At 65.9% G+C, this 22,126-nt stretch carries 20 protein-coding genes; 11 read left to right on the top strand and 9 right to left on the bottom strand.

Going from position 1 to position 22,126, the window contains the following annotated elements; genetic code table 11:
* Positions 1 to 98 precede the first annotated feature (98 nt).
* Positions 99 to 1,556, top strand: a complete 1,458-nt coding sequence (locus tag GOACH_RS07690) for an RNA polymerase sigma factor (RefSeq protein ID WP_005173007.1) — start codon at positions 99 to 101, stop codon at positions 1,554 to 1,556.
* Positions 1,557 to 1,598: 42 nt separating this feature from the next.
* Here the strand turns inward: GOACH_RS07690 and GOACH_RS07685 are convergent, their stop codons facing one another.
* Positions 1,599 to 1,976: a DUF952 domain-containing protein gene (locus GOACH_RS07685; RefSeq protein ID WP_040518025.1), complete on the bottom strand. Its 378-nt coding sequence runs from the start codon at positions 1,974 to 1,976 to the stop codon at positions 1,599 to 1,601.
* A 252-nt stretch (positions 1,977 to 2,228) separates the two neighbouring features.
* Here GOACH_RS07685 and GOACH_RS07680 point away from each other — a divergent pair, with 252 nt between their 5' ends.
* Positions 2,229 to 2,435 carry a DUF7455 domain-containing protein gene (locus GOACH_RS07680; protein ID WP_005173003.1) on the top strand — a complete coding sequence of 69 codons (207 nt, stop codon included), beginning with the start codon at positions 2,229 to 2,231 and terminating at the stop codon, positions 2,433 to 2,435.
* A gap of 88 nt (positions 2,436 to 2,523) precedes the next feature.
* On the opposite strand, the gene GOACH_RS07675 is transcribed toward GOACH_RS07680, so the two are convergent.
* The gene (locus GOACH_RS07675; protein WP_005172987.1) at positions 2,524 to 4,248 is read right to left on the bottom strand and encodes a DEAD/DEAH box helicase; all 1,725 of its coding nucleotides are present in this window, start codon (positions 4,246 to 4,248) and stop codon (positions 2,524 to 2,526) included.
* Positions 4,249 to 4,581: 333 nt separating this feature from the next.
* Here GOACH_RS07675 and GOACH_RS07670 point away from each other — a divergent pair, with 333 nt between their 5' ends.
* Positions 4,582 to 5,817: a YihY/virulence factor BrkB family protein gene (locus tag GOACH_RS07670; protein ID WP_005172984.1), complete on the top strand. Its 1,236-nt coding sequence runs from the start codon at positions 4,582 to 4,584 to the stop codon at positions 5,815 to 5,817.
* A 25-nt stretch (positions 5,818 to 5,842) separates the two neighbouring features.
* Here the strand turns inward: GOACH_RS07670 and GOACH_RS07665 are convergent, their stop codons facing one another.
* On the bottom strand, positions 5,843 to 6,118 hold the full coding sequence (locus tag GOACH_RS07665; protein WP_005172981.1) for a DUF3039 domain-containing protein: 276 nt from the start codon (positions 6,116 to 6,118) through the stop codon (positions 5,843 to 5,845).
* A gap of 212 nt (positions 6,119 to 6,330) precedes the next feature.
* Between GOACH_RS07665 and GOACH_RS07660 the strand changes: the two genes are divergently transcribed.
* Both GOACH_RS07660 and GOACH_RS07655 read left to right on the top strand, forming a co-directional pair.
* On the top strand, positions 6,331 to 6,717 hold the full coding sequence (locus tag GOACH_RS07660) for a DUF3099 domain-containing protein (RefSeq protein ID WP_005172980.1): 387 nt from the start codon (positions 6,331 to 6,333) through the stop codon (positions 6,715 to 6,717).
* Positions 6,718 to 6,916: 199 nt separating this feature from the next.
* Positions 6,917 to 7,927 (top strand): sigma-70 family RNA polymerase sigma factor, encoded by a 1,011-nt coding sequence (locus GOACH_RS07655; RefSeq protein WP_005172977.1) that lies wholly within the window; start codon positions 6,917 to 6,919, stop codon positions 7,925 to 7,927.
* Positions 7,928 to 7,933: 6 nt separating this feature from the next.
* Here the strand turns inward: GOACH_RS07655 and GOACH_RS07650 are convergent, their stop codons facing one another.
* Together GOACH_RS07650 and GOACH_RS07645 are read right to left on the bottom strand one after the other, a co-directional pair.
* Entirely contained in the window at positions 7,934 to 10,810 is a 2,877-nt protein-coding gene (locus GOACH_RS07650; protein WP_085950592.1) for a bifunctional acetate--CoA ligase family protein/GNAT family N-acetyltransferase, read from the bottom strand.
* A gap of 31 nt (positions 10,811 to 10,841) precedes the next feature.
* Positions 10,842 to 12,086 (bottom strand): acetoin utilization protein AcuC, encoded by a 1,245-nt coding sequence (locus tag GOACH_RS07645; protein ID WP_005172974.1) that lies wholly within the window; start codon positions 12,084 to 12,086, stop codon positions 10,842 to 10,844.
* Positions 12,087 to 12,219: 133 nt separating this feature from the next.
* On the opposite strand from GOACH_RS07645, the gene GOACH_RS07640 reads away from it, so the two are divergent.
* Positions 12,220 to 12,903, top strand: a complete 684-nt coding sequence (locus GOACH_RS07640; RefSeq protein ID WP_005172972.1) for an iron-dependent transcriptional repressor DtxR — start codon at positions 12,220 to 12,222, stop codon at positions 12,901 to 12,903.
* A gap of 48 nt (positions 12,904 to 12,951) precedes the next feature.
* Here GOACH_RS07640 and GOACH_RS07635 read toward each other — a convergent pair whose 3' ends face one another.
* Together GOACH_RS07635 and GOACH_RS07630 are read right to left on the bottom strand one after the other, a co-directional pair.
* Positions 12,952 to 14,037, bottom strand: coding sequence for a DUF4192 domain-containing protein (locus tag GOACH_RS07635; protein WP_040518085.1), 1,086 nt, complete (start codon positions 14,035 to 14,037; stop codon positions 12,952 to 12,954).
* A gap of 91 nt (positions 14,038 to 14,128) precedes the next feature.
* Positions 14,129 to 14,791, bottom strand: a complete 663-nt coding sequence (locus tag GOACH_RS07630; protein ID WP_157227586.1) for a hypothetical protein — start codon at positions 14,789 to 14,791, stop codon at positions 14,129 to 14,131.
* 240 nt (positions 14,792 to 15,031) lie between these two features.
* Here GOACH_RS07630 and GOACH_RS07625 point away from each other — a divergent pair, with 240 nt between their 5' ends.
* Entirely contained in the window at positions 15,032 to 16,024 is a 993-nt protein-coding gene (locus GOACH_RS07625; RefSeq protein WP_005172964.1) for a PAC2 family protein, read from the top strand.
* Positions 16,025 to 16,035: 11 nt separating this feature from the next.
* On the top strand, positions 16,036 to 18,159 hold the full coding sequence (locus GOACH_RS07620) for a DEAD/DEAH box helicase (protein WP_005172962.1): 2,124 nt from the start codon (positions 16,036 to 16,038) through the stop codon (positions 18,157 to 18,159).
* Positions 18,160 to 18,161: 2 nt separating this feature from the next.
* Here GOACH_RS07620 and GOACH_RS07615 read toward each other — a convergent pair whose 3' ends face one another.
* Positions 18,162 to 19,133, bottom strand: coding sequence for a hydrogen peroxide-inducible genes activator (locus tag GOACH_RS07615; RefSeq protein WP_005172960.1), 972 nt, complete (start codon positions 19,131 to 19,133; stop codon positions 18,162 to 18,164).
* Positions 19,134 to 19,239: 106 nt separating this feature from the next.
* On the opposite strand from GOACH_RS07615, the gene GOACH_RS07610 reads away from it, so the two are divergent.
* Together GOACH_RS07610 and ahpD are read left to right on the top strand one after the other, a co-directional pair.
* On the top strand, positions 19,240 to 19,827 hold the full coding sequence (locus GOACH_RS07610; RefSeq protein ID WP_005172956.1) for a peroxiredoxin: 588 nt from the start codon (positions 19,240 to 19,242) through the stop codon (positions 19,825 to 19,827).
* A gap of 11 nt (positions 19,828 to 19,838) precedes the next feature.
* Positions 19,839 to 20,372 carry an alkylhydroperoxidase, AhpD family gene (gene ahpD, locus GOACH_RS07605; RefSeq protein ID WP_005172953.1) on the top strand — a complete coding sequence of 178 codons (534 nt, stop codon included), beginning with the start codon at positions 19,839 to 19,841 and terminating at the stop codon, positions 20,370 to 20,372.
* A 58-nt stretch (positions 20,373 to 20,430) separates the two neighbouring features.
* Here ahpD and GOACH_RS07600 read toward each other — a convergent pair whose 3' ends face one another.
* Entirely contained in the window at positions 20,431 to 21,255 is an 825-nt protein-coding gene (locus GOACH_RS07600; protein WP_005172950.1) for a helix-turn-helix transcriptional regulator, read from the bottom strand.
* 99 nt (positions 21,256 to 21,354) lie between these two features.
* On the opposite strand from GOACH_RS07600, the gene GOACH_RS07595 reads away from it, so the two are divergent.
* Entirely contained in the window at positions 21,355 to 22,122 is a 768-nt protein-coding gene (locus tag GOACH_RS07595) for an SDR family oxidoreductase (protein ID WP_005172947.1), read from the top strand.
* Positions 22,123 to 22,126 lie beyond the last annotated feature (4 nt).

Here is a 22,126-nt window from a genome sequence, read left to right as displayed (position 1 = left end):
TGGTTTCCACCGGTGACGATGCACCGAGAAACCAGCCCGATCCGCAGCGGTTCTCCGCTGTGAATCAGCGTGTCAGATTGTGTTCGGAAAGGTTGTACGTGGCAGCCACCCAGACCCGCCAGAGCGACGCCGAAGCCGAGGATTCGACGACGACGTCGGCCCCGGCTGCAGATAAGGCAACGGCCAAGAAGACCGCCAAGAAGGCGGCCAAGAAAGCCACAGCTCGCAAGGCTCCTGCCAAGAAGGCGGCCAAGAAGGCCGCACCGAAGAAAGCGGCCAAGAAGGCCGCGAGTCCAGCGGACGGCTCAGGCGACGCCGATGGCGCAGATGAGCTCGACGGCGGCTCGATCGATGACATCGACGGCCCTGACGCCGAGCTCGATGACGACGTCGAGATCGACGACGAGGATCTCGACGTCGACGACGAGGACGAGGTCGACGACTCCGCCGAGGACGACGACAGCACCGCGGAGTCCGAGACTCCCGCCAAGACCTCTGCGGGAGCGACTCCCCCGGTCGCGCCGCCCGCCGAGAAACCCACGAAGGACGCCGACGCCAAGACGGCGGGCGACTTCGTCTGGGATGAGGAAGAGTCAGAGGCTCTCCGCCAGGCCCGTAAAGACGCGGAGCTCACCGCGTCCGCCGACTCGGTGCGCGCCTACCTCAAGCAGATCGGCAAGGTCGCTCTCCTCAACGCTGAAGAAGAGGTCGAACTCGCCAAGCGCATCGAAGCAGGCCTGTACGCCACCGAGCGTCTCCGCCGGATCATGGAGTCCGGCGAGAAGATCTCGACCGCACAGAAGCGCGACCTGAACTGGATTTCTCGCGACGGAAACCGCGCCAAGAATCACCTCCTCGAGGCAAACCTTCGTCTCGTCGTCTCCCTCGCCAAGCGCTACACCGGCCGCGGCATGGCATTCCTGGACCTGATCCAGGAGGGCAACCTCGGTCTGATCCGTGCTGTCGAGAAGTTCGACTACACCAAGGGGTACAAGTTCTCGACGTACGCCACCTGGTGGATTCGTCAGGCGATCACCCGCGCCATGGCCGATCAGGCCCGCACCATCCGCATTCCGGTGCACATGGTCGAGGTGATCAACAAGCTCGGTCGTATCCAGCGTGAGCTACTCCAGGACCTCGGTCGGGAGCCGACCCCCGAAGAGCTTGCGAAGGAAATGGACATCACGCCGGAGAAGGTGCTGGAGATCCAGCAGTACGCGCGTGAGCCCATCTCGCTCGACCAGACCATCGGCGACGAGGGTGATTCGCAGCTCGGCGACTTCATCGAAGACTCCGAGGCGGTCGTCGCGGTCGACGCGGTCAGTTTCACGCTGCTGCAGGATCAACTGCAGTCGGTTCTCGAGACGTTGTCCGAGCGCGAAGCGGGCGTAGTCCGGCTGCGGTTCGGGCTGACCGACGGTCAGCCGCGCACGCTCGACGAGATCGGCCAGGTTTACGGCGTGACGCGCGAGCGCATCCGGCAGATCGAGTCGAAGACCATGTCGAAGCTGCGCCATCCCAGCCGCTCCCAGGTGCTGCGCGACTACCTCGACTGACCCTCGCCGAATTTCGCATCCGATCGTCCCCCGCCAGCGGACTCACGGCCTGTCGAACGGACCGAAAGCGCCATCCCCACCACGGGGGTAGGTGATGACGTCTGCTACTGCTGCCAGCGGCAGCGGGCCGTACAAGTGCGGAAACAGCATCGCGTCAGGGTCGTCGTCGACGCCGGGTTCCCAACGGATCTCGGCGTCGAGTGATGCCGTATCGATCACCAGCGCGAGAAGTTCCTGCTCGTCGGCATAGAACCGGTTGGCGGGTAGGTGCACCTGGTGCGGGGTCGAGAGATGAACGAACCCGACATTATCGAGCGACGGCGGTCGCAGGTGGGAGTCACCTCGGGCCGCTCGCCAGTCCGCGCGGGAGATCAGATGAATGAGGCGTTCGACGGCCGCCCCGTCGGTTGATGACGTCACGCCAGCACCATAGCCACCACCGCTCCCAGCACCGCCCGATTGTGAGCCAGATCGCCACGCGCGTAACGGGTTCGTGTAGTTGTGTTGCACCTCGAAGAACAGGTGTTAACGGTGAGTGACGACACACCCGGGAAACCGGCGGAACAATACGAGCGCCCCAAACGTCTGACACAGTGAGGTTGACGCATCGTCCGGATGCGTTGGCTCTGAAGGGAAGGCGACCACACCGGCGCCGGACCGGGACGGAGGAAAATGTCTGACATCGCCACCACAACCCCGATCTCCATACCGCTCACCGCTGCCGATCGTTGCGATCGCTGTGGCGCAGCCGCAAAGGTTCGTGCCGTCCTGCCCAAGGGCGGCGAGCTTCTCTTCTGCCGCCACCACTTCAACGAGCACGAGGCCCGACTCGTCGAGCTCAGTGCCACCGTCGAAGAGTCCGCGGGAGAGCTGGTCTAGAGACCGATACACGTACTCGAACGCCCCGGCCACACCATGTGGTCGGGGCGTTCGGTTATCGGGCGTCGTTCGTTGAGTGTGCCTCGTGTCACCGCCACTCGCGCAGCGCCTTGATGCGCTCGCGGAGTTGGTCGGCCGTCGCCATTGCCGTGGGCGGGCCGCCCAGTCTGCTGCGCAGTTCGTTGTGCACCATGCCGTGCGGTTTGCCCGTGCGGTGATGATGCATTGCCACCAGCCCGTTGAGTTCTTTACGCAGTGCGTGGAGATTCTCCCCAGCTGTGGCCTGCGTCGGAGTCTTCTCGGCCGCGGGTGTGATCTGGGTGACCGTCGACCGCTGGGCAACCTGCTCGGCCTGTTTCTTGCGGAGCAGCGCGCGCACCTGGTCGGCGTCGAGCAGTCCGGGAAGACCGAGGTAGTCCGACTCCTCGTCGCTTCCGGCAAACGTCGCGGTACCGAACGAGGAGCCGTCGAAGATCACCTGGTCGAGTTCTGCGTCGGCGTGCAGCGACTGGAAGCCCTTCTCGTCCTCGCCCGGCTCGTCCTTCTGCTTGTTCGCGTCGATCAGCAGGGCGTCGTCGAGTCCGTCGCTCTCCCGATGTGGCTTCCCGAGGACATGGTCGCGTTCAGCCTCCATCTGGCTGGCGAGATTCAGCAGGACAGGCACAGAGGGTAGGAAGACGCTGGCCGTCTCCCCTGGGCGCCTCGAGCGCACGAATCGCCCGATCGCCTGGGCGAAGAACAGCGGCGTCGACGCACTCGTCGCGTACACCCCCACCGCGAGCCGTGGAACGTCGACGCCCTCGGACACCATGCGGACCGCGATCATCCACTCGTCGTCCGACTCGGCGAACTGAGCGATGCGCGATGTCGATTTCGGGTCGTCGGACAACACGAGTACCGGCTTGCGCCCGGTGATCGACTCGAGGAGTTCCGCGTAGTCTCGCGCAACGGTCTGGTCGGTGGCGATCACGAGGCCACCGGCGTCGGGAACGCCTGCTGCTCGTAGCTGACCGAGCCGGGTGTGGGCCGCCTGGAACACCGACGGAATCCAGTCGCCGTGTGCGTCGAGGGCGGTTCGCCAGGCGCGCGCAGTCTGCTCGGCGGAGAGCGGCTCACCCAACCGCGCGGTGTACTCCTCGCCCGCGGACGTCCGCCAACTCGCCTGGCCCGAGTACGCGAGGAAGACCACCGGCCGAACCACGCCGTCGGCGAGCGCGTCGGCGTACCCGTAGGAGTGGTCGGCCCGTGATCGCAACACGCCACCCCCTTCGGGCTCGTAGGTGACGAACGGGATGGGTGAATCGTCAGAGCGGAACGGTGTTCCCGTCAGCGACAATCTCCGTACGGCGTCGGAGAACGCCTCACGGATCGCGTCGCCCCACGATTTCGCGTCGCCACCGTGATGGATCTCGTCGAGGATCACCAGTGTTCGACGATTCTCGGTACGAACGCGGTGCCGCGATGGGTGCGCCGCAACCTGCGCGTAAGTCAACGCCACGCCGTTGTAGTCAGAGCTCGTCTGGCCGTCGGAATTTCGAAACCGGGAGTCGAGCGCGATACCGACGCGTGCGGCGGCCTGAGCCCACTGATGCTTGAGGTGTTCGGTCGGGGTCACGACGGTGACCTGCTCGACCGTGCGATCGTCGAGCAGCTCCCGCGCGACCCGCAGACCGAATGTCGTCTTTCCTGCCCCGGGCGTCGCCACGGCGAGGAAATCGGTCGGCCGGGTTGCGAGGTACTTCGTGAGCGCTCGCCGCTGCCAGGCGCGTAGCGGTGGACCGGCGGGCGTTGCGGACGATTGGGCAGAAGTCACGTAATCAAAGCTCCCGACGGCGCGAAGGCAAGAAACAACCCCTCGGCCAGATGGACCGTGCCGAAACACATTCACTCATCCGAGGGGACTTCTCGATCTTAGCGGCTCATCCCGACGGCCCTGCCCCCAGACACAACATGCCTGCCCGCCCGGCGAGATGGGTCATGTGACACGCGGCAAGGGGTGTGTCACACGCAACCTGCGGCAATCATGGATGCTGGACCCATAGCCACAACACGCCGCAACCCCGTACCGATGACCGACGACGACGCGCCGTCGCCGGTCATCGGCGCACGCTCACGCAGGCCACACCGTCGGCCCGCACCCGTGTCGATGGACCTCCCCGCCGGCGACGAGCACTCACCGCTCGACGCCCCGGATGCCGCGCGACACACCGGCCGGGAACACGACGCCGCGCGTGCGGCGGAGGGAACCGATGATCCGCAGGAACACCACGACCCGCGCCCGGGGCCACCGGTCCTGCCGAACCTGCACCGCGTGGTCTGGCGCACAATCAAGAAGGCGTGGGACGACGGGATCGTCGGCTGGGCGGCACAAGCGGCTTTCTGGCAGGCCCTGTCACTACCTCCGCTGCTCCTCGGGCTCCTGGGCAGCGTCGGCTACGTCGCCGGCTGGTTCGGTCCCGACACCGTAGGGGTCATCTCGTCGCGGATCATCAGCTTCGCCGACCGCACGTTCTCGGCAAGTGTGGTGAACGACCTCATCACACCGACTGTCGACAACGTCCTCGGCCGAGGACGTGTCGGGGTGATCTCGGTGGGCTTCATCTTGTCGCTGTGGGCCGGCTCGTCGGCCGTGTCGTGCTTCGTCGCCTCGATTGTGCGCGCACACGACCAGCACGAAGTGCGAAATCCGGTGTGGCAGAGGATTTTCGCGCTGTTGCTCTACGTGTGCTTTCTGGTTGTGTCGGTGTTTCTGCTGCCCCTGGTGGCGCTCGGTCCGAACTACCTTCACGAGATCGTTCCTGACTCGTGGGATCGGGGAGTCAGCGCGCTGATCGACTACGGATACTTCCCCTTCGTCGCGGTTCTGATGCTCGGGGTCCTGACCACCCTCTATCACCTGGCGCTGCCCAATCCGCTGCCCTGGCACCGTCTTGTCGGTGGCGCAGTGGTGGCCGGGATCTTCTTCTGGATCGCCAGTTACATATTGCGCATCTACCTCGCGGCGGTCACCCGGGCCGGCTACACCTACGGAGCACTGGCCACCCCGATAGCCTTCCTGCTGTTCACGTTCTTCCTCGGGTTCGCCATCGTGATCGGCGCCGAGTTCAACGCCGCCGTGCAGTCACTGTGGCCCGCAAAACCGCCCGCCACAGCCCACGTCAGGCATTGGGTGCACGAGCAGACGTCCGATATCACCGGACACATCCGATCGTTGCCCGAACGTCTGGCCACCGGGCCCATCCGCAAGTCGCCCCAGCGCAACGAACACTCCCCCGCGGACGCCGTCGACATTAACGGCAATCCGCCGCGCGGCGACCGCAGCACACGGGGGCATCCGGACACCAGGTCCCGACGACAACCGCCGCCCGGCGATCCTCGCTAGCAGGCGGCGGCGTGAGCGGCGAACCTCACTCCTTGCGCATCCGGTTGTATATCTTCTTGCACTTGGGGCAGACCGGCGATCCCGGCTTGGCCGAACGTGTCACCGGGAACGTCTCGCCGCACAGCGCGACAACATGATTGCCCATGACCGCACTCTCGGCGATCTTGTCCTTCTTGACGTAGTGGAAGAACTTGGGCCGGTCGTCGTCTCCCCGGTCGGTCGCGTCGGCGTCGGGGCGTTCGTCGGTCTTGGTGTCCGACCATTCGTCGAGGTCGGGACGCTCGATAGTTTCGGTTGCCATGCGCTCTATTGTGCTCCTCACCGTCCGATTCCGACACGGTGGCCTGGGACGCGGCGCAACCGGAACGACCCGCGCCCGACGACACGCCCGAGCGCGTCACGTCACCGGGGACCTGTCGGTGCAATCGGGCGGCGAAAGTGGAACAGTGGAGCCATGGGAATCGACGGAGCGAAGCGCGATCATGGTCTGCGCTGATCGATCAGGCCACCGTGATGTCCGGCACTGACGGGCCGAGGCGCGATCACGCGTCGACCGACGCTTTCCTCATCACCGACGCGCAGCAGTCCCTCGACGAGCAGCATCGCGCGCGCGTCCGTAAGTATCTGACGCTGATGGCCTTTCGTGTTCCCGCGCTGATCGTGGCGGGCATCGTCTACAGCATGACGGGTTCGGGATGGTGGGCGCTGGGTATCGTGGCCCTCTCCATCCCACTCCCCTGGGTCGCCGTCCTGATCGCCAACGACCGTCCGCCCCGTAAGCGCGGTGAGGTGGCCCACTACAAGTACGGACCCGACCACCACGTCGTGGGACCGCCCGCGCTGGGCGACGAATCGAACGTGATCGACTCGTCCGTGGCCGACCACAGGCACCCGAACTGACCTCACGCGCTCGAAACGCGACTTCTAGCACCCGAACCGACGCCGCGATCGGGTCACATCTCAGCGGATTCTCAGCCGACTGAGCGTGAGAAGTTTGCGTTCACGCAGGTCAGAAGCCAAAAGACTGAATCGGCCCCCAGGGAACTTTCGACGAGTGCATGTCGTTGGACCCTGTGAACGCACTCGATTAGGAGGCCCGATGTCACGCTCCACCGTCACACGCTCCACATCCACCGTCGCCCCCGGCGACACCACCCCCTCGCGTCCGGCCATGACGGAACAAGATCTCGACGCACAGTCACCTGCGGCAGATCTGGTCCGTGTCTACCTCAACGGCATCGGCCGCACGGCCCTGCTCAATGCAGAGCAGGAGGTCGAGCTCGCCAAGCAGATCGAGGCAGGCCTCTACGCCAAGCACGTGCTGGCGACCCGCAAGCGTCTCTCCGCTGCGAAGAAGCGTGATCTCGCAATCGTCGTGCGCGAGGGCGAGACCGCTCGGTCGCATCTGCTCGAGGCCAACCTCCGTCTGGTTGTCTCGCTGGCCAAGCGCTACACCGGGCGTGGAATGCCGCTTCTCGATCTCATCCAGGAGGGCAACCTCGGCCTGATCCGCGCGATGGAGAAGTTCGATTACGCGAAGGGCTTCAAGTTCTCGACATACGCGACCTGGTGGATTCGCCAGGCCATCACCCGCGGTATGGCCGATCAGAGCCGCACCATCCGCCTTCCGGTCCATCTGGTCGAGCAGGTCAACAAGCTGGCGCGCATCAAACGAGAACTTCACCAGCAGCTCGGCCGAGAGGCCACCGACGACGAGCTCGCCAACGAGTCCGGTATCCCCGCGGAGAAGATCGCAGATCTCCTCGATCACAGCCGCGACCCGGTGAGCCTCGACATGCCGGTCGGAAGCGACGAGGAGGCACCGCTGGGCGACTTCATCGAAGACGCCGAGGCGACCTCCGCGGAGAGTGCCGTCATCGCCGGTCTGATGCACACGGACGTGCGTGCGGTTCTCGCCACGCTTGACGAGCGCGAGCAGCAGGTGATCCGTATGCGCTACGGCCTCGACGACGGACAACCGCGCACACTCGATCAGATCGGGCGCATGTTCGGGCTCTCGCGCGAGCGTGTCCGACAGATCGAGCGTGAGGTCATGGGCAAGCTCCGCCAGGGAGAGCGCGCCGAGCGCCTGCGCGCCTACGCGAGCTGACTCGACCTAACTCAGACGTCTCGGCCCGGTGTCCGCTTTGGTGGGCACCGGGCCGATCCGTATGCGGACGTTGAGGATGGCTGCGCCCTCCGGCGAGCACAGCACCGGGTCGACGACGATCTCGCGGATCTCCGGAATGTCGTCGGCCATCGTCGAGATGCGGATCAGCAGGTCGACGAGTGCCTCTCGATCGGCCGGGGCCTCCCCCCGATAGCCGTACAGCAGTGGCGCCGATCGCGGCTCGTCGATCAGTTCGTCGGCGTCGAGTGCCGTGATCGGGATCGCGCGATATCCGTCGTCCCCGAGCAGCTCGAAGGTTCTGCCCGACAGTCCAAATGAGATCAACGGCCCGAACGACGGGTCGTCGCGCATGCGCACCATGGTGCCGACGCCCTTCGGTGCCATCTTCTGCACATGCAGCACGTCGTCCCCGGTCAGCTCCGATATCTCGGCGAACGCGGTCACCACCGCGGTGGCATCCGGGAGATCGAGCCGTGCCCCCTCGCGATCGAGTCTGCCCCGCCACGACGGGGACGTGGCCTTCACCGCCACCGGGAATCCCAGTTCGCGCGCCGCGGCCGACGCCTCGTGCATCGTCGACACCTCTCGGAACGGCACCACCTCGACGCCGTACCAGGCCAGCAGCCGCGCGGAGTCGACGTCGCCGAGGACCGTCTCCGAGGGGACGCCATCGGCTCCGTTGTCCTGCGAACCTGCATCGGACGTCGGGCACATCACTTCACGCACCCATGTCCGGGCGGCCTCGGGATCGATTCCGTCGGGACGCTCGACGGGTACCTCCGGTCGGGAACACCACCGCGCATATCGCCATGCACGAGCCAACGAGGCGGCCGCCCGCTCCGGCGACGAATACGACGGGATCGAGCCGCGGGTGGGCAGCCCCGAGGGACCGGGCTTCATGAGGCCGGGCGGGATGCCCTCCACGGCCACGAAGGTGGTCACGATCGGTTTGTCGGCATCGGCGTCAGGCGTGTTCGCGCCCGCCATCAGCGCCCGGGCATGCCAGTCGAGATCTACTGCGACCGGTGGCACGAAGACAACGATCACGCTGTCGACGCCCGGATCAGCCATCGCTTGCGCAACCGCGCCCTCGAACTCGTCCTCCGACGCTCCCGCGCCGAGGTCGATGGTCGACTCCACCTCGAGTCCGCCCGAGCGCGCGGTGTCGGCGGCGAGGCTACCGAGCACAGACGAGTTCCCGATGATGCGTGTCCGGGGGCCACGCGGCAACGGTTGGTAGGCGAAAATCGACGCGGAATCGAACAGTTCGGGGATCGTGTCGACCTGGATCACACCAGCCTGCTCGAGCATCATCTGCGCGATGCGGTCGTCGAGACTTGCCGCGGCGGTCCGTGCCGCGCGCACCGGACTCATCGCCCCCTTGCCCGACTTCACCGCCACGATCGGCTTGGACCGCGACACCCTACGGGCGATACGCGAGAACTTCCGCGGATTACCGAAGCTCTCCAGATACAGCAACACGACGTCGGTGGCGGTGTCCGAATCCCAGTACTGGAGCAGGTCGTTACCCGAGACGTCGGCGCGATTGCCTGCCGAGACGAACGTCGACAGTCCGATTTGTCGGTGCGCGGCCGTATCGAGGATCGCGATACCCAGCGCGCCGGACTGGCAGAAGAATCCGACGCGTCCCAACGGCGGGATGCGTGGTGCGAGCGTGGCGTTCAACGCGATCGACGGGTCATTGTTCGCGACGCCGAGCGCATTCGGGCCGACCAGCCGCATTCCGTGCTCGCGTACCTGCTGCACGAGCCGGTGCTCGCTCTCCAGGCCCGCCTCACTGCTCTCGCCGAATCCGGACGACACGATGACAAGCGCGCGCACGCCCTTGACCATGCAGTCGTCGAGTACCTCGTCGACACTCGCCGCGGGCACAGCGACCACGGCGAGGTCGACGGGATCGGGGATGTCGCGGACGGTGGGATACGCGCGGATTCCCCTGACCGACGGCGGCCGTACGCGCGGCGATCGAGAGGGGCCGTGATGGCGGCGAGGCTGCGGCGCAGTCGCCCTCGCACGCACGGCATCGTGTGCCGACGTGCTGTCCTGCTCGTCGTCGGGGTCTCGGTCCGGTCCGTTCACCGGGAAGACCGGCCCGGTGAAGCCACCGGCAATGATATTGGCCAGCAGCGCGTTTCCCACTTTCTTTGGATCGGTCGACGCCCCGATCACCGCTACGGAGGCCGGACGCAACAAATTCGCGACGCTGCGTGCCTCCGATGCACGCTCGCGGTCGTTGCGTACCGAGAGCATGGCCTCGGTGGGATCGATCGTGAACTCGACGTGGACAGTCGATCCGTCGAAGGCACGGGAGATCTGATAACCCGCGTCGCGGAACACGGCCACCATGTTCGGGTTCTCGCTGAGCACCTCGGCCTCGAATCGGGTGAACCCGTTCTCGGCCGCGGCGCCTGCGAGGTGTTCGAGCAGGATGGGCCCGAGGCCGCGGCCCTGGTGTTCGTCGGCGACGACGAACGCGACCTCGGCCGATTCGGGCTTCCCGTCGGCGGCGAGGCCCTCGTAGATGCCGATCGCGATGATCTCGCCGCCGAGCACGGCGACGAGCGCAACCCTGTTGTGATGGTCGACTGTGGTCATGCGTGCAACCTCGCGCGGCGGGAGCGTCGGAGTCGGACCGAAGTACCGCATGTAGCGCGTACGTTCGGACAGTCCAGCGTGGAAGCGCACGACGCGGTCGGCGTCGTCGGGCACGATCGGGCGCAGATGCACCACACCGCCGTCTGATGCCAGAACGTCGGCGATCCAGTGGCGGGGGTAATCCCACGGGCCGCGGGGGCGCTCACCCTCGCCGTGTTCAGCGTGTTCCCCGGTGGACCCTGTCACCTCTGTTTCGGGCACATCGGTTGCGGGGGAATCAGTCACGGGGATCCTCCGGGTCGAGGCCGTGCAGCGGATACACCGCACGGCGGGTGGCCATGATGGCGCGGTCGGTCTGTCGTTGTGCGCTCTCGTCGATGCCGGGGGGTGGTTCCTGCCCGGTGTCGCCGTCCCACTCGACGAAGTCGACGTCGCCGCCGTCGCCCATCACGCGCACGGGCGCCTGGGAGTATTCCGAGTGGACCTGGGTGGCAATCTCTTCTGCTGTGGCACACCATGATTCGTTGATCTGTGTCGAGACGTCGACGTCACGATCGAGCACGACGCCCAACAGGTGCGACCAGCTACGCGGCACCACGTTGACCACGCCGTAGCCGCCTCCTCCGACCGCGATCCAGCGGCCGTCGCTGTACTTCTCGGCGAGGTCGCGCATCGCGATCATGGCGGCGCGTTGCCCGTCGACTGTCAACGACAGATCGGTGAGCGGATCGGCGCGATGACTGTCCGCACCGCACTGACTGATGATGATCTGCGGTTTGAACTCGGCGATGAGCGACGGAACAACAGCGTGGAATGCACGCAGCCAGAGGCGGTCCCGGGTGTCCGGCATCAACGCGATGTTGACCGCGGCACCCTGGCCTGCGTCTTCTCCGACCTCTGTCGGCCAACCCGTGCCCGGCCACAACGTCGCCGGGTGCTGGTGCAGCGACACGGTCATCACGCGGGGGTCGGACGCGAAGGCCACCTGTACGCCGTCGCCGTGGTGTGCGTCGATATCGATATAGGCGATGCGGTCGAAGCCGTTCTCGAGCAACCAGTGGATGGCAACGGCGCAGTCGTTGTAGATGCAGAATCCTGCTGCGCGCGACCGCATCGCGTGGTGCATCCCCCCGCCGATGTTGACGGCCCGACGCACCGCACCCGATCCGACGGCCTGAGCCGCGGCCAACGTACCGCCGACGAGCAGACGCGCCGCCTCGTGCATCCCGTCGAACACGGGATTGTCGGAGTCCCCGAGTCCGAACAGGCGCTCGAGAAGCGGCCCCGACAACGACGCGGTACCGGATCCGACCGCGCGCACGGCGTCGATGTAGTCCTGACTGTGCACCACGGTGAGTGCGTCGTCGCCGATGTCGAGGGGCGGCGAGACGTCGATGTCGTCGAGCACTCCGAGGCTCTGCGCGAGTGTCATCGTCAGTGCAAGCCGTACCGGGTTCATCGGGTGCGTGTGCGCCCAGCGATACGAGAGGAAGTCCTCACTCCAGATCACAGCCGCATTCATCGTCGTCTCCACGCACTCGCCACATTCCCCACGTTAGTGCCTCGCCGCGCGGCCCGGACGCGTTCAGCATGTGACGAGCCGGACGCGATGCAGGTCAAGGTACCCTTGTGGGGACGGAAGGGACTGGACTCAAGTGAACGATCTGGTTGATACCACCGAGATGTACCTCCGGACGATCTACGACCTCGAAGAAGAGGGAATCGTCCCACTGCGCGCACGCATCGCCGAACGTCTCGAGCAGAGTGGCCCGACGGTCTCGCAGACCGTCGCACGTATGGAGCGTGACGGGTTGCTGCGCGTTGCCGGCGACCGCCACCTCGAACTGACCGACAAGGGTCGGGCCCTCGCGATCGCCGTGATGCGCAAGCACCGTCTCGCAGAGCGACTGCTCGTCGACGTCATCGGGATGCCCTGGGACGAGGTCCACGAGGAGGCCTGCCGCTGGGAGCACGTGATGAGCGAGAACGTCGAGCGGCGGCTGCTGTCCGTCCTCGACAATCCGACGACGTCGCCCTACGGCAACCCGATCCCCGGGCTCGCCGAGTTGGGGGTCGAGCCGCCCGAGGCCATGGGCGAGGCCGCTCGGTTGTCGGATCTTCCGCAGGGCGAGGCAGTTCCGGTGATCGTTCGCCGACTCTCCGAGCATGCCCAGTCCGACACCGAACTGATCGCGGCGTTGCGTGAGGCGGGTGTGGTCCCCAATGCGCGTGTCACCGTGACGTGCACACCGCAGAAGGTGGAGATCAGCACCCCCGGGCATGCCGGCCTGACGCTGTCGCCGGAGATGGCTCACTCGTTGTTCGTCGAAAAGGTCTGAGCACCAGCAGTTGTCGACTCAGCATGTGCCCGATCTGCGCCGGCCGTGTCAACTCGCGTCGCGCAGGGTGGCGCTCGGGAGGGTCACGCCGAGTCGCCTGGCGGCCTCATACGAGTCGCCGATGATGTGCCACAGGTTGTCGGGCCGTAGTCCGTTGCGCAGCGAGTGGTCGAGGAGCTCAGCGAGTTTCCAGGACGGGTCGGCGTGGCGTGCCACGTCGAGCGCAACCCCCGCGAAGCTTCCCTCACCTGCGATGTAGTGCAGATGAGCGAGCAGCGTCGCTGCGCTCGCTCGGCCCGTTCCACCGAGCCGTCGGGTCAGTTCGCGCCACAGGATCTCGGCCTCTGAACGGAGGTCAGTGACCGCGAACGCCAATGCCGCGTCCCGCACCTGCACGTCGCAGATCGCGCGCTCGAGTTCGGTCACCGATGCACAGTCGAAGCGGTCGGGTCCCACCACGACCGCCTCGAAGACCGCGGCCATCAGTTCCGACGGCGACGCCTCACCCGACCAGCCATCGCACGCGATGGCGCACGAGCCCAGATCGCAGCACACCTCGTCGCAATGCGACGTCGGCGCCAACATCGATGCGATCTCCTCGCGGTTGCCGAGGAGGAACCGTCCCGAATTGACCGCACCGGCAACAGCTGTCGGCGAGATACGCGGATCGTCGAGTACACCGCTGTGTCTCGGCGACCGGGTCATCAGCGCAGCGCCCTCCTCCCAGATCTGTATCCACCGCTCCCCTTCCCGGAAATGCCTGCAGATGTACCCCCGGCCGACCCCGCCGCACAGTCGCATCCTCCGATCGACGACGGACAGGATCTCCTTGTATCTCGGCGAGGTCGGTTCGAACCTGTCGTCGCCGATGATCGCGATGACATCCGCGCTGCCGTAACCGTGGAGAATGCGCGCCAGATTGTCGATCTCGGCGAGCATGTGTGGCGTCGGCGAACCGTCGGGTCCGATGCTGAGATCGAGTCGCACTGATGCGTGGACCGTGCGCGCGTCCGATGCCAGCGACAGAAGCACGAGTGAGCGTACGGGCACGAATCCGAAGAAGCCGGGGACTGCGGTCAGCAGTGCGGAGACGGTTCGGATGGGGCCGTTCGAGGAGACGTTGCGAGGTGACATGTCGAACATCTTCGGTGTGTGGGCGGACGCTTGTTCCCCACGCATGCCCGGTACACCGGGGTTGTGCACATTCCGGGCCGCGTGCACAACGTCATGTACCGAAGGCCGCCCGCAGCGCCTTGTCGAACAGTGACTCGAGCTGGCCGGAGACCTCCGGGTTGATGTCACCTGCCGACGGCCATCGGTACTGGCAGTACACGCGCACTGTGCCACGCTGTCCGATATAGGTCATCGTGCGTGTCAGCAGCGGCGCCTGATCGCCACCGGTCTCGACGGTTCGTTGTATCGCCGTGGTGTCGATGCCCGATGGATGCTGCGGAGCGTCGGATATCGTCGTCTGCACTGTGCTCCGCGCGGTCGAGGCAGAGCCCGTCGTTGCCCTCGGACATGCCCGGGCCTGATCGACCACCGATGACAACGAGGTGTCGACCCCGACGACAGCTGACGTGAACGACGCGCGGTCGGCCTCGACAATGCCCAGGTAGACCACCGCGCCGTCGGAGCCCACTGCTGCCGGTTGGCAGGAGGGCGGGTCGTACGGGGAGTTCGCGGGCCTGCCGATGAGGTCGCCGATCGCGTACGCGACCGAGTTCTGCGGAACGCGGGTCGCCCCCGACACCGGGAAGTCGGCTGCGGTCACCGATCGCGACGAGAGATCAGCGTTGTTCTGCGTCGGATCGCCGTCGACAGAACACGCCGCCATCAACAAGACAGCGGCCACACCCATCACCACACCGACCCTGCGCACAGCCATGAGTTTCGACTGTGCCACCGTGTTGCGGGTAAGCCCGCCGCGACACTCCGGCCGCGATCGGATCGATGTCGGGAATCGGTAGGTCTGCTCCGTTGTTGACACAGCACAGACGGTCCCGCGCATTTCGACGACAACGATGCGTCGACAGACGACACCGATTCGTCACAACAGGTGTGCATGCGGGACAATTCGACGAACAGGTAGGACAGGCACGTGCCGATCTTCAAGAGGAGGGACGACATGGATCCCCATCCGGACGAGGGCCGTCAGCTCTTCGAGCTCGCCTTCCCCGCCCCGCGGGTGTCCGACGACGCCGGAACCGGGCCGGTACTCATCCACGCCCTCGACGGCTTCGCCGATGCGGGCCACGCGGTTGCGCTGGCAGCCCAGAATCTGCGGGACTCCCTCGATTCCGAGGTGGTCGCAACGTTCGACAACGACGAGTTGATGGACTACCGCTCGCGGCGCCCGACGATCACATTCAGCGGCGAGACCTTCACCGAGGTCCAGATGCCCACCCTGACGCTGCACGCGATCCGCGACAACGCCGGCAAACCGTTTCTGCTGTTGTCGGGTTCTGAGCCCGATCTGCGGTGGGAACAGTTCACCGAGGCCATCCGCCGTCTCGCCGACCACTTCCGGGTGACCGATGTGATTGGTCTCAACGCCATCCCGATGGCCGTGCCCCACACCCGGCCTGCATCGCTGACGGCACACGGCAACGAACCCGAATCGCTGGGGGATCTGCCGACGTGGGGCTCACAGATGAAGTTGCCCGCGAGCGCCTCGATGCTTCTCGAGCTGCGTCTGGGACAGGGTGGACGCCGTACGTCGGGCCTCTCGGTGCATGTGCCGCACTACCTGTCGCAGACCGACTATCCCGCGGCGGCGGCTCGGCTCCTCGAAGCCGTATCAGGGCTGACCGGACTCGAATTACCCACCGGCGCACTCGAATCGGCCGCGGCAGCCGTTCGCGAACAGGTCGACGCCGAGGTATCGGGCAACGGAGAAATCGAATCCGTTGTCGCGGCACTCGAAGCGCAGTACGACAGCTTCACCGAGGCACAGACGCAGCGGGCATCGCTCCTCGCCGCGGACGAACCGCTGCCCAGCGGCGACGAACTCGGCGCCGAACTCGAGCGCTTCCTCGCAGAGCAATCGCGTGACGACGTCGATCCCGACGACTCGTCGCGGAACGAGAACGGCGACGGCGGTTCGTCATCGCCGAACTGATCGACGGATCCGTGTCCGAGTCGGCGTCTACGCTGACCCCCGTCGCCGACGACGACGCCGCATTCGACACGTTCACCCGGTGGTGGGCCGACCGCGGGATCGACCTCTACCCGCACCAGGAGGAGTCGCTGCTCGAGCTGATCTCGGGCAACAACGTCATACTCGCGACGCCGACGGGCTCGGGAAAATCGCTGGTGGCCTCGGCGGCCATCTACTTTGCTCGGTGTCGGGGCGCGCGGGCCTTCTACACCGCACCGATCAAAGCGCTGGTCAGCGAAAAGTTCTTCGATCTCTGCGCACAGTTCGGCGCAGATCAGGTCGGCCTGATGACCGGCGACGCCTCGGTCAACGCAAATGCTCCGATCATCTGTGCCACCGCGGAGATCGTCGCGAACCTCGCACTTCGTGACGGTCCGGACAGCGACATCGGGGTCCTCGTCGCCGACGAGTTCCACTTCTACGGCGAGTCCGATCGCGGCTGGGCGTGGGAAGTGCCGCTGATCGAGTTGCCGCAGACCCAGTTCTTGCTCATGTCCGCAACACTCGGCGACGTCAGCTTCTTCGTCGACGACCTGTCCCGGCGTACCGGCCGCACAACCACGGCTGTCACCGGAACACATCGCCCGGTGCCGCTCGAGTACACGTATGCGATGACGCCCGTCCACGAGACCATTGAGGGCCTGATCGACGCCGGTCGCGCGCCCGTCTACGTCGTGCACTTCACCCAGGCCTCCGCGGTCGAGCGCGCGCAAGCCCTGTTGTCTGCGCGCATCACCACCAAGGAGGAGAAAGCGCAGATCGCCGAGGCGATCGGCGACTTCCGCTTCTCCACCGGCTTCGGCTCCACGCTCTCCAAGCTCCTACGCGCCGGAATCGGGGTGCACCACGCGGGGATGTTGCCTCGCTATCGGCGACTCGTCGAGCGGCTCGCCCAGCAGGGGCTCCTCAAGGTGATCGCGGGTACCGACACCCTCGGCGTCGGGATCAACGTGCCGATCCGGACCGTGCTCTTCGCTGGGCTGAGCAAGTATGACGGCACGCGCGTACGTCGACTTCGCGCGCGCGAATTTCACCAGATCGCGGGTCGCGCAGGGCGGGCGGGGTTCGACACCATCGGCTACGTGGTCGCCCAGGCGCCCGAACACGACGTCGAGAATGCGCGAGCCGTGGCCAAGGCAGGTGACGACCCGAAGAACCTGCGCAAGATCGTCCGCAAGAAGCCACCCGAGGGTTTCGTCTCATGGGGCGAGAAGACGTTCCTGCAACTCGTCGACGCACCGGACGAGCCACTGCGGTCCCATTTCCGCATGACCACGGCGATGCTGCTCGAGGTACTCGGACGGCCAGGCGACTGCTTTGCCGCCACGCGGCATCTGTTGGAGGAGAACCACCTCCCGCGCCACCGCCAGCTCGGCCAGATCCGGCACACGATTCGTCTCTACCGCGACCTGCGCGACGCTGGCATCGTCGTACAACTGCCCGAGCCCGACTCCGACGGCCGCTACATCGCGCTCAGCGTCGACATGCCGGAGAATTTCGCGCTCACCAATCCACTGTCGGCGTTCGCCCTTGCCGCGTTCGAGTTGCTCGACCCGGAGTCGTCGACCTATGCGCTCGACGTGATCTCTGTCCTCGAAGCGACGCTCGACGACCCCCGCCCCGTCCTGATGGCGCAGCGGAAAGAAGCGCGCGACGCGGCGATCGCCGAGATGAAGGCCGACGGGGTCGAGTACGAGGAGCGCATGGCTCGCCTGGAGGAGATCACCTGGCCGCGTCCACTCGCGGAGGAGATCGACTACGCCTTCGGCGTCTATCGACGTTCGCATCCGTGGATCGCGGGCTTTCCGCCGTCGCCGAAGTCGGTATTACGCCTCATGCTCGAGCGAGCCATGACGTTCACCGAGTTGATCTCGGCATACGGCCTTGCCCGCAGCGAAGGAGTGGTACTGCGGTACCTGTCCGACTGCTATCGCGTTCTACGCCAGGGGGTACCGACGACGGTCCTCACCGACGAGATCGTCGAGATCACGGAGCGGGTCGGAGACATGGTGCGTGAGGTCGACTCGAGTCTGCTCGACGAGTGGGAGGAGTTGGCTCGCACCGATGCCGCCGACACCCTTGCCCGCGAGAAGTGACCTCATATCGACGCGGCCTTTTCCACGCGCACCGCGCCGGTCTGCTCGACGAGCCGCGCGATGATCGACGCGAGTCGCTGATACGACTCACCTCTCCCCGACGACTCGCGGTAGACCAGTCCTATCCGCCTTCCCGGGCGGGGCGTGGTGAACGTGGCAGTGGCGAGGTCCCCGCCCGCGGTCTCCGCGGCAACGGCAGTGCCGGGGATGAGGGTCACCCCCAAGCCACCCTCCACGCACTGCACCGCGGTGGCGAGGGACGCCGCGCGGGTGTGCCCGATGTCGGCGCGCACCCCGGCAAGCCTGCACACCTCGAGCGCCTGGTCGCGCAGGCAATGCCCCTCGTCGAGCAGCAGAAGCGGCAGATCGGCGAGTGAGCTCGGATCAACCCGTTTGCGCCCGGCCAACGGATGATCGGACGGCAGAGCGAGGACGAAATCCTCGGCGTACATGGGTATCTCGGCAAGTCCGGGAGCGTCCGCCGGCAGGGCGAGACAGGCCGCGTCGAGCGATCCCTCCCTCAACTGAGCCAGCAGTCGCGCGGTCTGATCCTCGACCACACGCAAAGTGAGAGAAGGCAATCGATCGGCGAGTCCGCGCAGCACTGTGGGCAGAATGTAGGGCGCGACCGTCGGTATGAAGCCGAGGCGCAGGGTGCCGGTCAACGGGTCGTCGGATCCCGCGGCCGCGGAGAGGAATTCATCGACGGCGTCGGTCACCGCGATCGCCTTGGGTAGGAGCGCTTCGCCTTCCGCAGTCAAGAAGACACGCCGGGTTGTACGTTCGATGAGTTGCCTACCCAGCCCTGCCTCCAGGCCGGCGAGCGCCTGCGACAGTGACGGTTGACTGACACCGAGTTCCGTTGCCGCCGAGCCGAAATGACGTTTTCGCGCCAGCGCGACGAATGCCCGCAGACCGGCGATCGACGGCTGATAACTTCTATCACTCATACCTATCAGTCTAGTGCTAATCATCACGTTTCGTTTTCGGTGGTCTTTGGGCAGAATTGAGGGGCAACTGCAGATACGTGAGTTCGCGCGCCACCCACGAACGCCATCGACACGAAGGAGCGAAAGACACATGGCTCTTCTGACCATCGGAGATCAATTCCCCGCATACAACCTGACGGCTGTCATCGGAGGCGATCTGAGCAAGGTCGACGCGCAGCAGCCCGACGACTACTTCACCCAGGTGTCGAGCGACGATCATCCCGGCAAGTGGCGGATCATCTTCTTCTGGCCCAAGGACTTCACGTTCGTGTGCCCGACCGAGATCGCCGCCTTCGGCAAGCTGAACGACGAGTTCGCCGACCGTGACGCACAGGTACTCGGCGCGTCGGTCGACAACGAATTCGTCCACTTCCAGTGGCGTGCACAGCACGAGGATCTCAAGACCCTCCCCTTCCCGATGCTGAGTGACCTCAAGCGTGAGCTGGCAACCGCGGCCGGCGTTCTCAACGCCGATGGTGTTGCCGATCGCGCGACGTTCATCGTCGACCCCAACAACGAGATCCAGTTCGTCTCGGTGACCGCCGGCTCCGTCGGCCGCAACGTCGACGAGGTGCTCCGCGTTCTCGACGCACTGCAGTCTGACGAACTGTGCGCCTGCAACTGGAAGAAGGGCGACCCGACCATCGACGCCGGCGAGCTCCTCACCGCAAGCGTCTGAGAGGAATTCGCATGAGCATCGACAATCTCAAAGAGGCTCTTCCCGAGTACGCCAAGGACCTCAAGCTGAACCTGGGTTCACTGGCTCGCTCGACCGAGCTCTCCGAGCAGCAGCTCTGGGGCACCTTCCTCGCCACCGCGGCGGCATCGCGTAATGCGAAGGTGCTCGCCGAGGTATCCGAGGAAGCCGCCGACACCCTGTCGGCCGACGCCTACAACGCGGCGCTGGGCGCGGCGTCGATCATGGGTATGAACAACGTCGCCTACCGGGCCAAGAGCTTTCTCGGCGACGACTACGCCCAGGTGCGTATGGGACTGCGGATGAACATCATCGGCAACCCCGGCGTCGACAAGACCGATTTCGAGCTGTGGAGCCTCGCCGTGTCGACCATCAACGGTTGTCACGACTGCACCGCCGCACACGCGAAGGTCGTCCGCGACGCGGGCCTCACCAAGGAACAGGTCTGGGAGGCCGTCAAGGTCGCCGCGACCGTTTCCGGTGTCGCGCAGGCCATCGCCACCACCGAGGTGCTGGCCAACGCCTGATCACCAGCGAACATGAATGCCCCGGTCTCGCCAGAGACCGGGGCATTCTGGCGTCCGGTCAGCGTCCGACGGACGTTGTCGCCGTCGCCGCGGCCTCGAGGCGCAGCAGCTTCTCCGCGCTACCCGTGCCCTCGACCGGCTGATAAACGACGACACGCTGTCCTCGGGCACCTGCCACCTCGAGTGTGTCCCAACGCAACTCGAGAACGCCGACCTCGGGTAACAACATCCGCTTCGAGCCTCTCGACTTGACCTGGACATCGTTACGAGCCCAGATCTTGGCGAACAATCGAGAGCGCAGCGAGAGCTCGCCGACGAGGTCGCGGAGGCGTGGATGGTCGATGTCACCGCCGGTGAGTGACCGGAGGTTGGCGACGATCTCCGCAGCGACCTCCTCGAAGTCGAGGTAGATGGGACGAGCTCGCGGATCCAGAAAGAGCTTGCGCAGCATGTTGTCTCCGACTCCGATTCCGAGTGCTCCGTGCAGCGGGGCACCGGCGTCGTTGACCGCGAGCAGGTCCATGAATCGATTCATGACGATCGCGGGTTGGCGCCACTGCGCCATCAACACCCGGATCGATTCGCCCACTTCGTCATCGGAGAAGTCGACGTCGATCCGTACGTCGGCGAGGGCGGCGAGGTGATCGCGTTCGGAGTCGTCGAGTCCCAGGACATCAGCCAGGCCGCTCACCACTGCCGCCGATGGGTTCCGATCGCGTCCACGTTCGAGCCGGATCAGGTATTCGACGCTGATACCGGCGAGACTCGCAAGCTCTTCACGCCGGAGCCCTGGTGTCCGACGCGGTCCCACCGTGCGTAGGCCCAATGTGGCAGGGTCCACTCGTTCGCGTCGCGCGCGAAGAAACTCACCGAGTGCGGTCATGGGGAGAGTCTAGGACGCCTGGCGTGCTCAGCCAGGTAGTGCGAGGACCCCTCACCACACGGTCTGTGCCGGTCGTCTGACCTCGTCGACGCTGAGGACATGACACAGCAGGAGAGCATCGCATTCACACCCACCCTCACCGACCGCATCGCCGTGGTGACCGGCGCCGGAACAGGTATCGGCGCCGCGACCGCACGCGCGCTCGCGGCCCGCGGAGCCCGGGTTGCGCTCCTGGGCCGGCGAATCGACAAGATCGCACGGGTCGCGCAGGACATAGACGGAGTGCCGGTCGTGGCCGACGTCAGCGATCCGACCGCGGTCGTCGCGGCCTTCGACGAGGTGACCGAAAGGCTCGGTGCGCCGGACCTCGTCGTCGCCAACGCCGGGGCGATGCTGGCCGCGCCGTTCGTCGACGCCGACCGTGCCGAGTGGCGTCGCATGCTCGACGTCAACGTGATGGGCGTTCTCGACACCGCGCGTGCAGCCGTCCCGGGACTGAGGGCGGCGGCGGACAATCGGCGGGCTGCCGACCTCGTCCTGATCAGTTCGATCGGTGCGCACATGGTGCTCCCGACGTACGCGGTCTACATGGCAACGAAGGCTGCCGTCACCCATCTGACGCGCATACTGCGAGCGGAGCTCGGACCCGACGGTATCCGGGTGCGGGCCATCGAACCGGGCATGACGGAATCAGATCTCGGTCACGACATGAGCTATCCGGGCTCGAAGGAGCTTCTCGCCGACTTCGCGGTGGCGAACCCGCCTATACCCGCCTCAGCGATCGCGGAGACCGTCGCCTGGTCGGTATCGCTTCCCGCAGCGGTCAACGCCGCGTCGATAGAGGTCCTGCCGACGACGCAGGGGTAAGGCG

Origin of the sequence: Gordonia aichiensis NBRC 108223 (genome assembly GCF_000332975.1) — a bacterium.
In the GTDB taxonomy this organism is placed as follows: Bacteria; Actinomycetota; Actinomycetes; order Mycobacteriales; family Mycobacteriaceae; genus Gordonia; species Gordonia aichiensis.
This window is presented reverse-complemented; position numbering and strand designations above follow the sequence as displayed.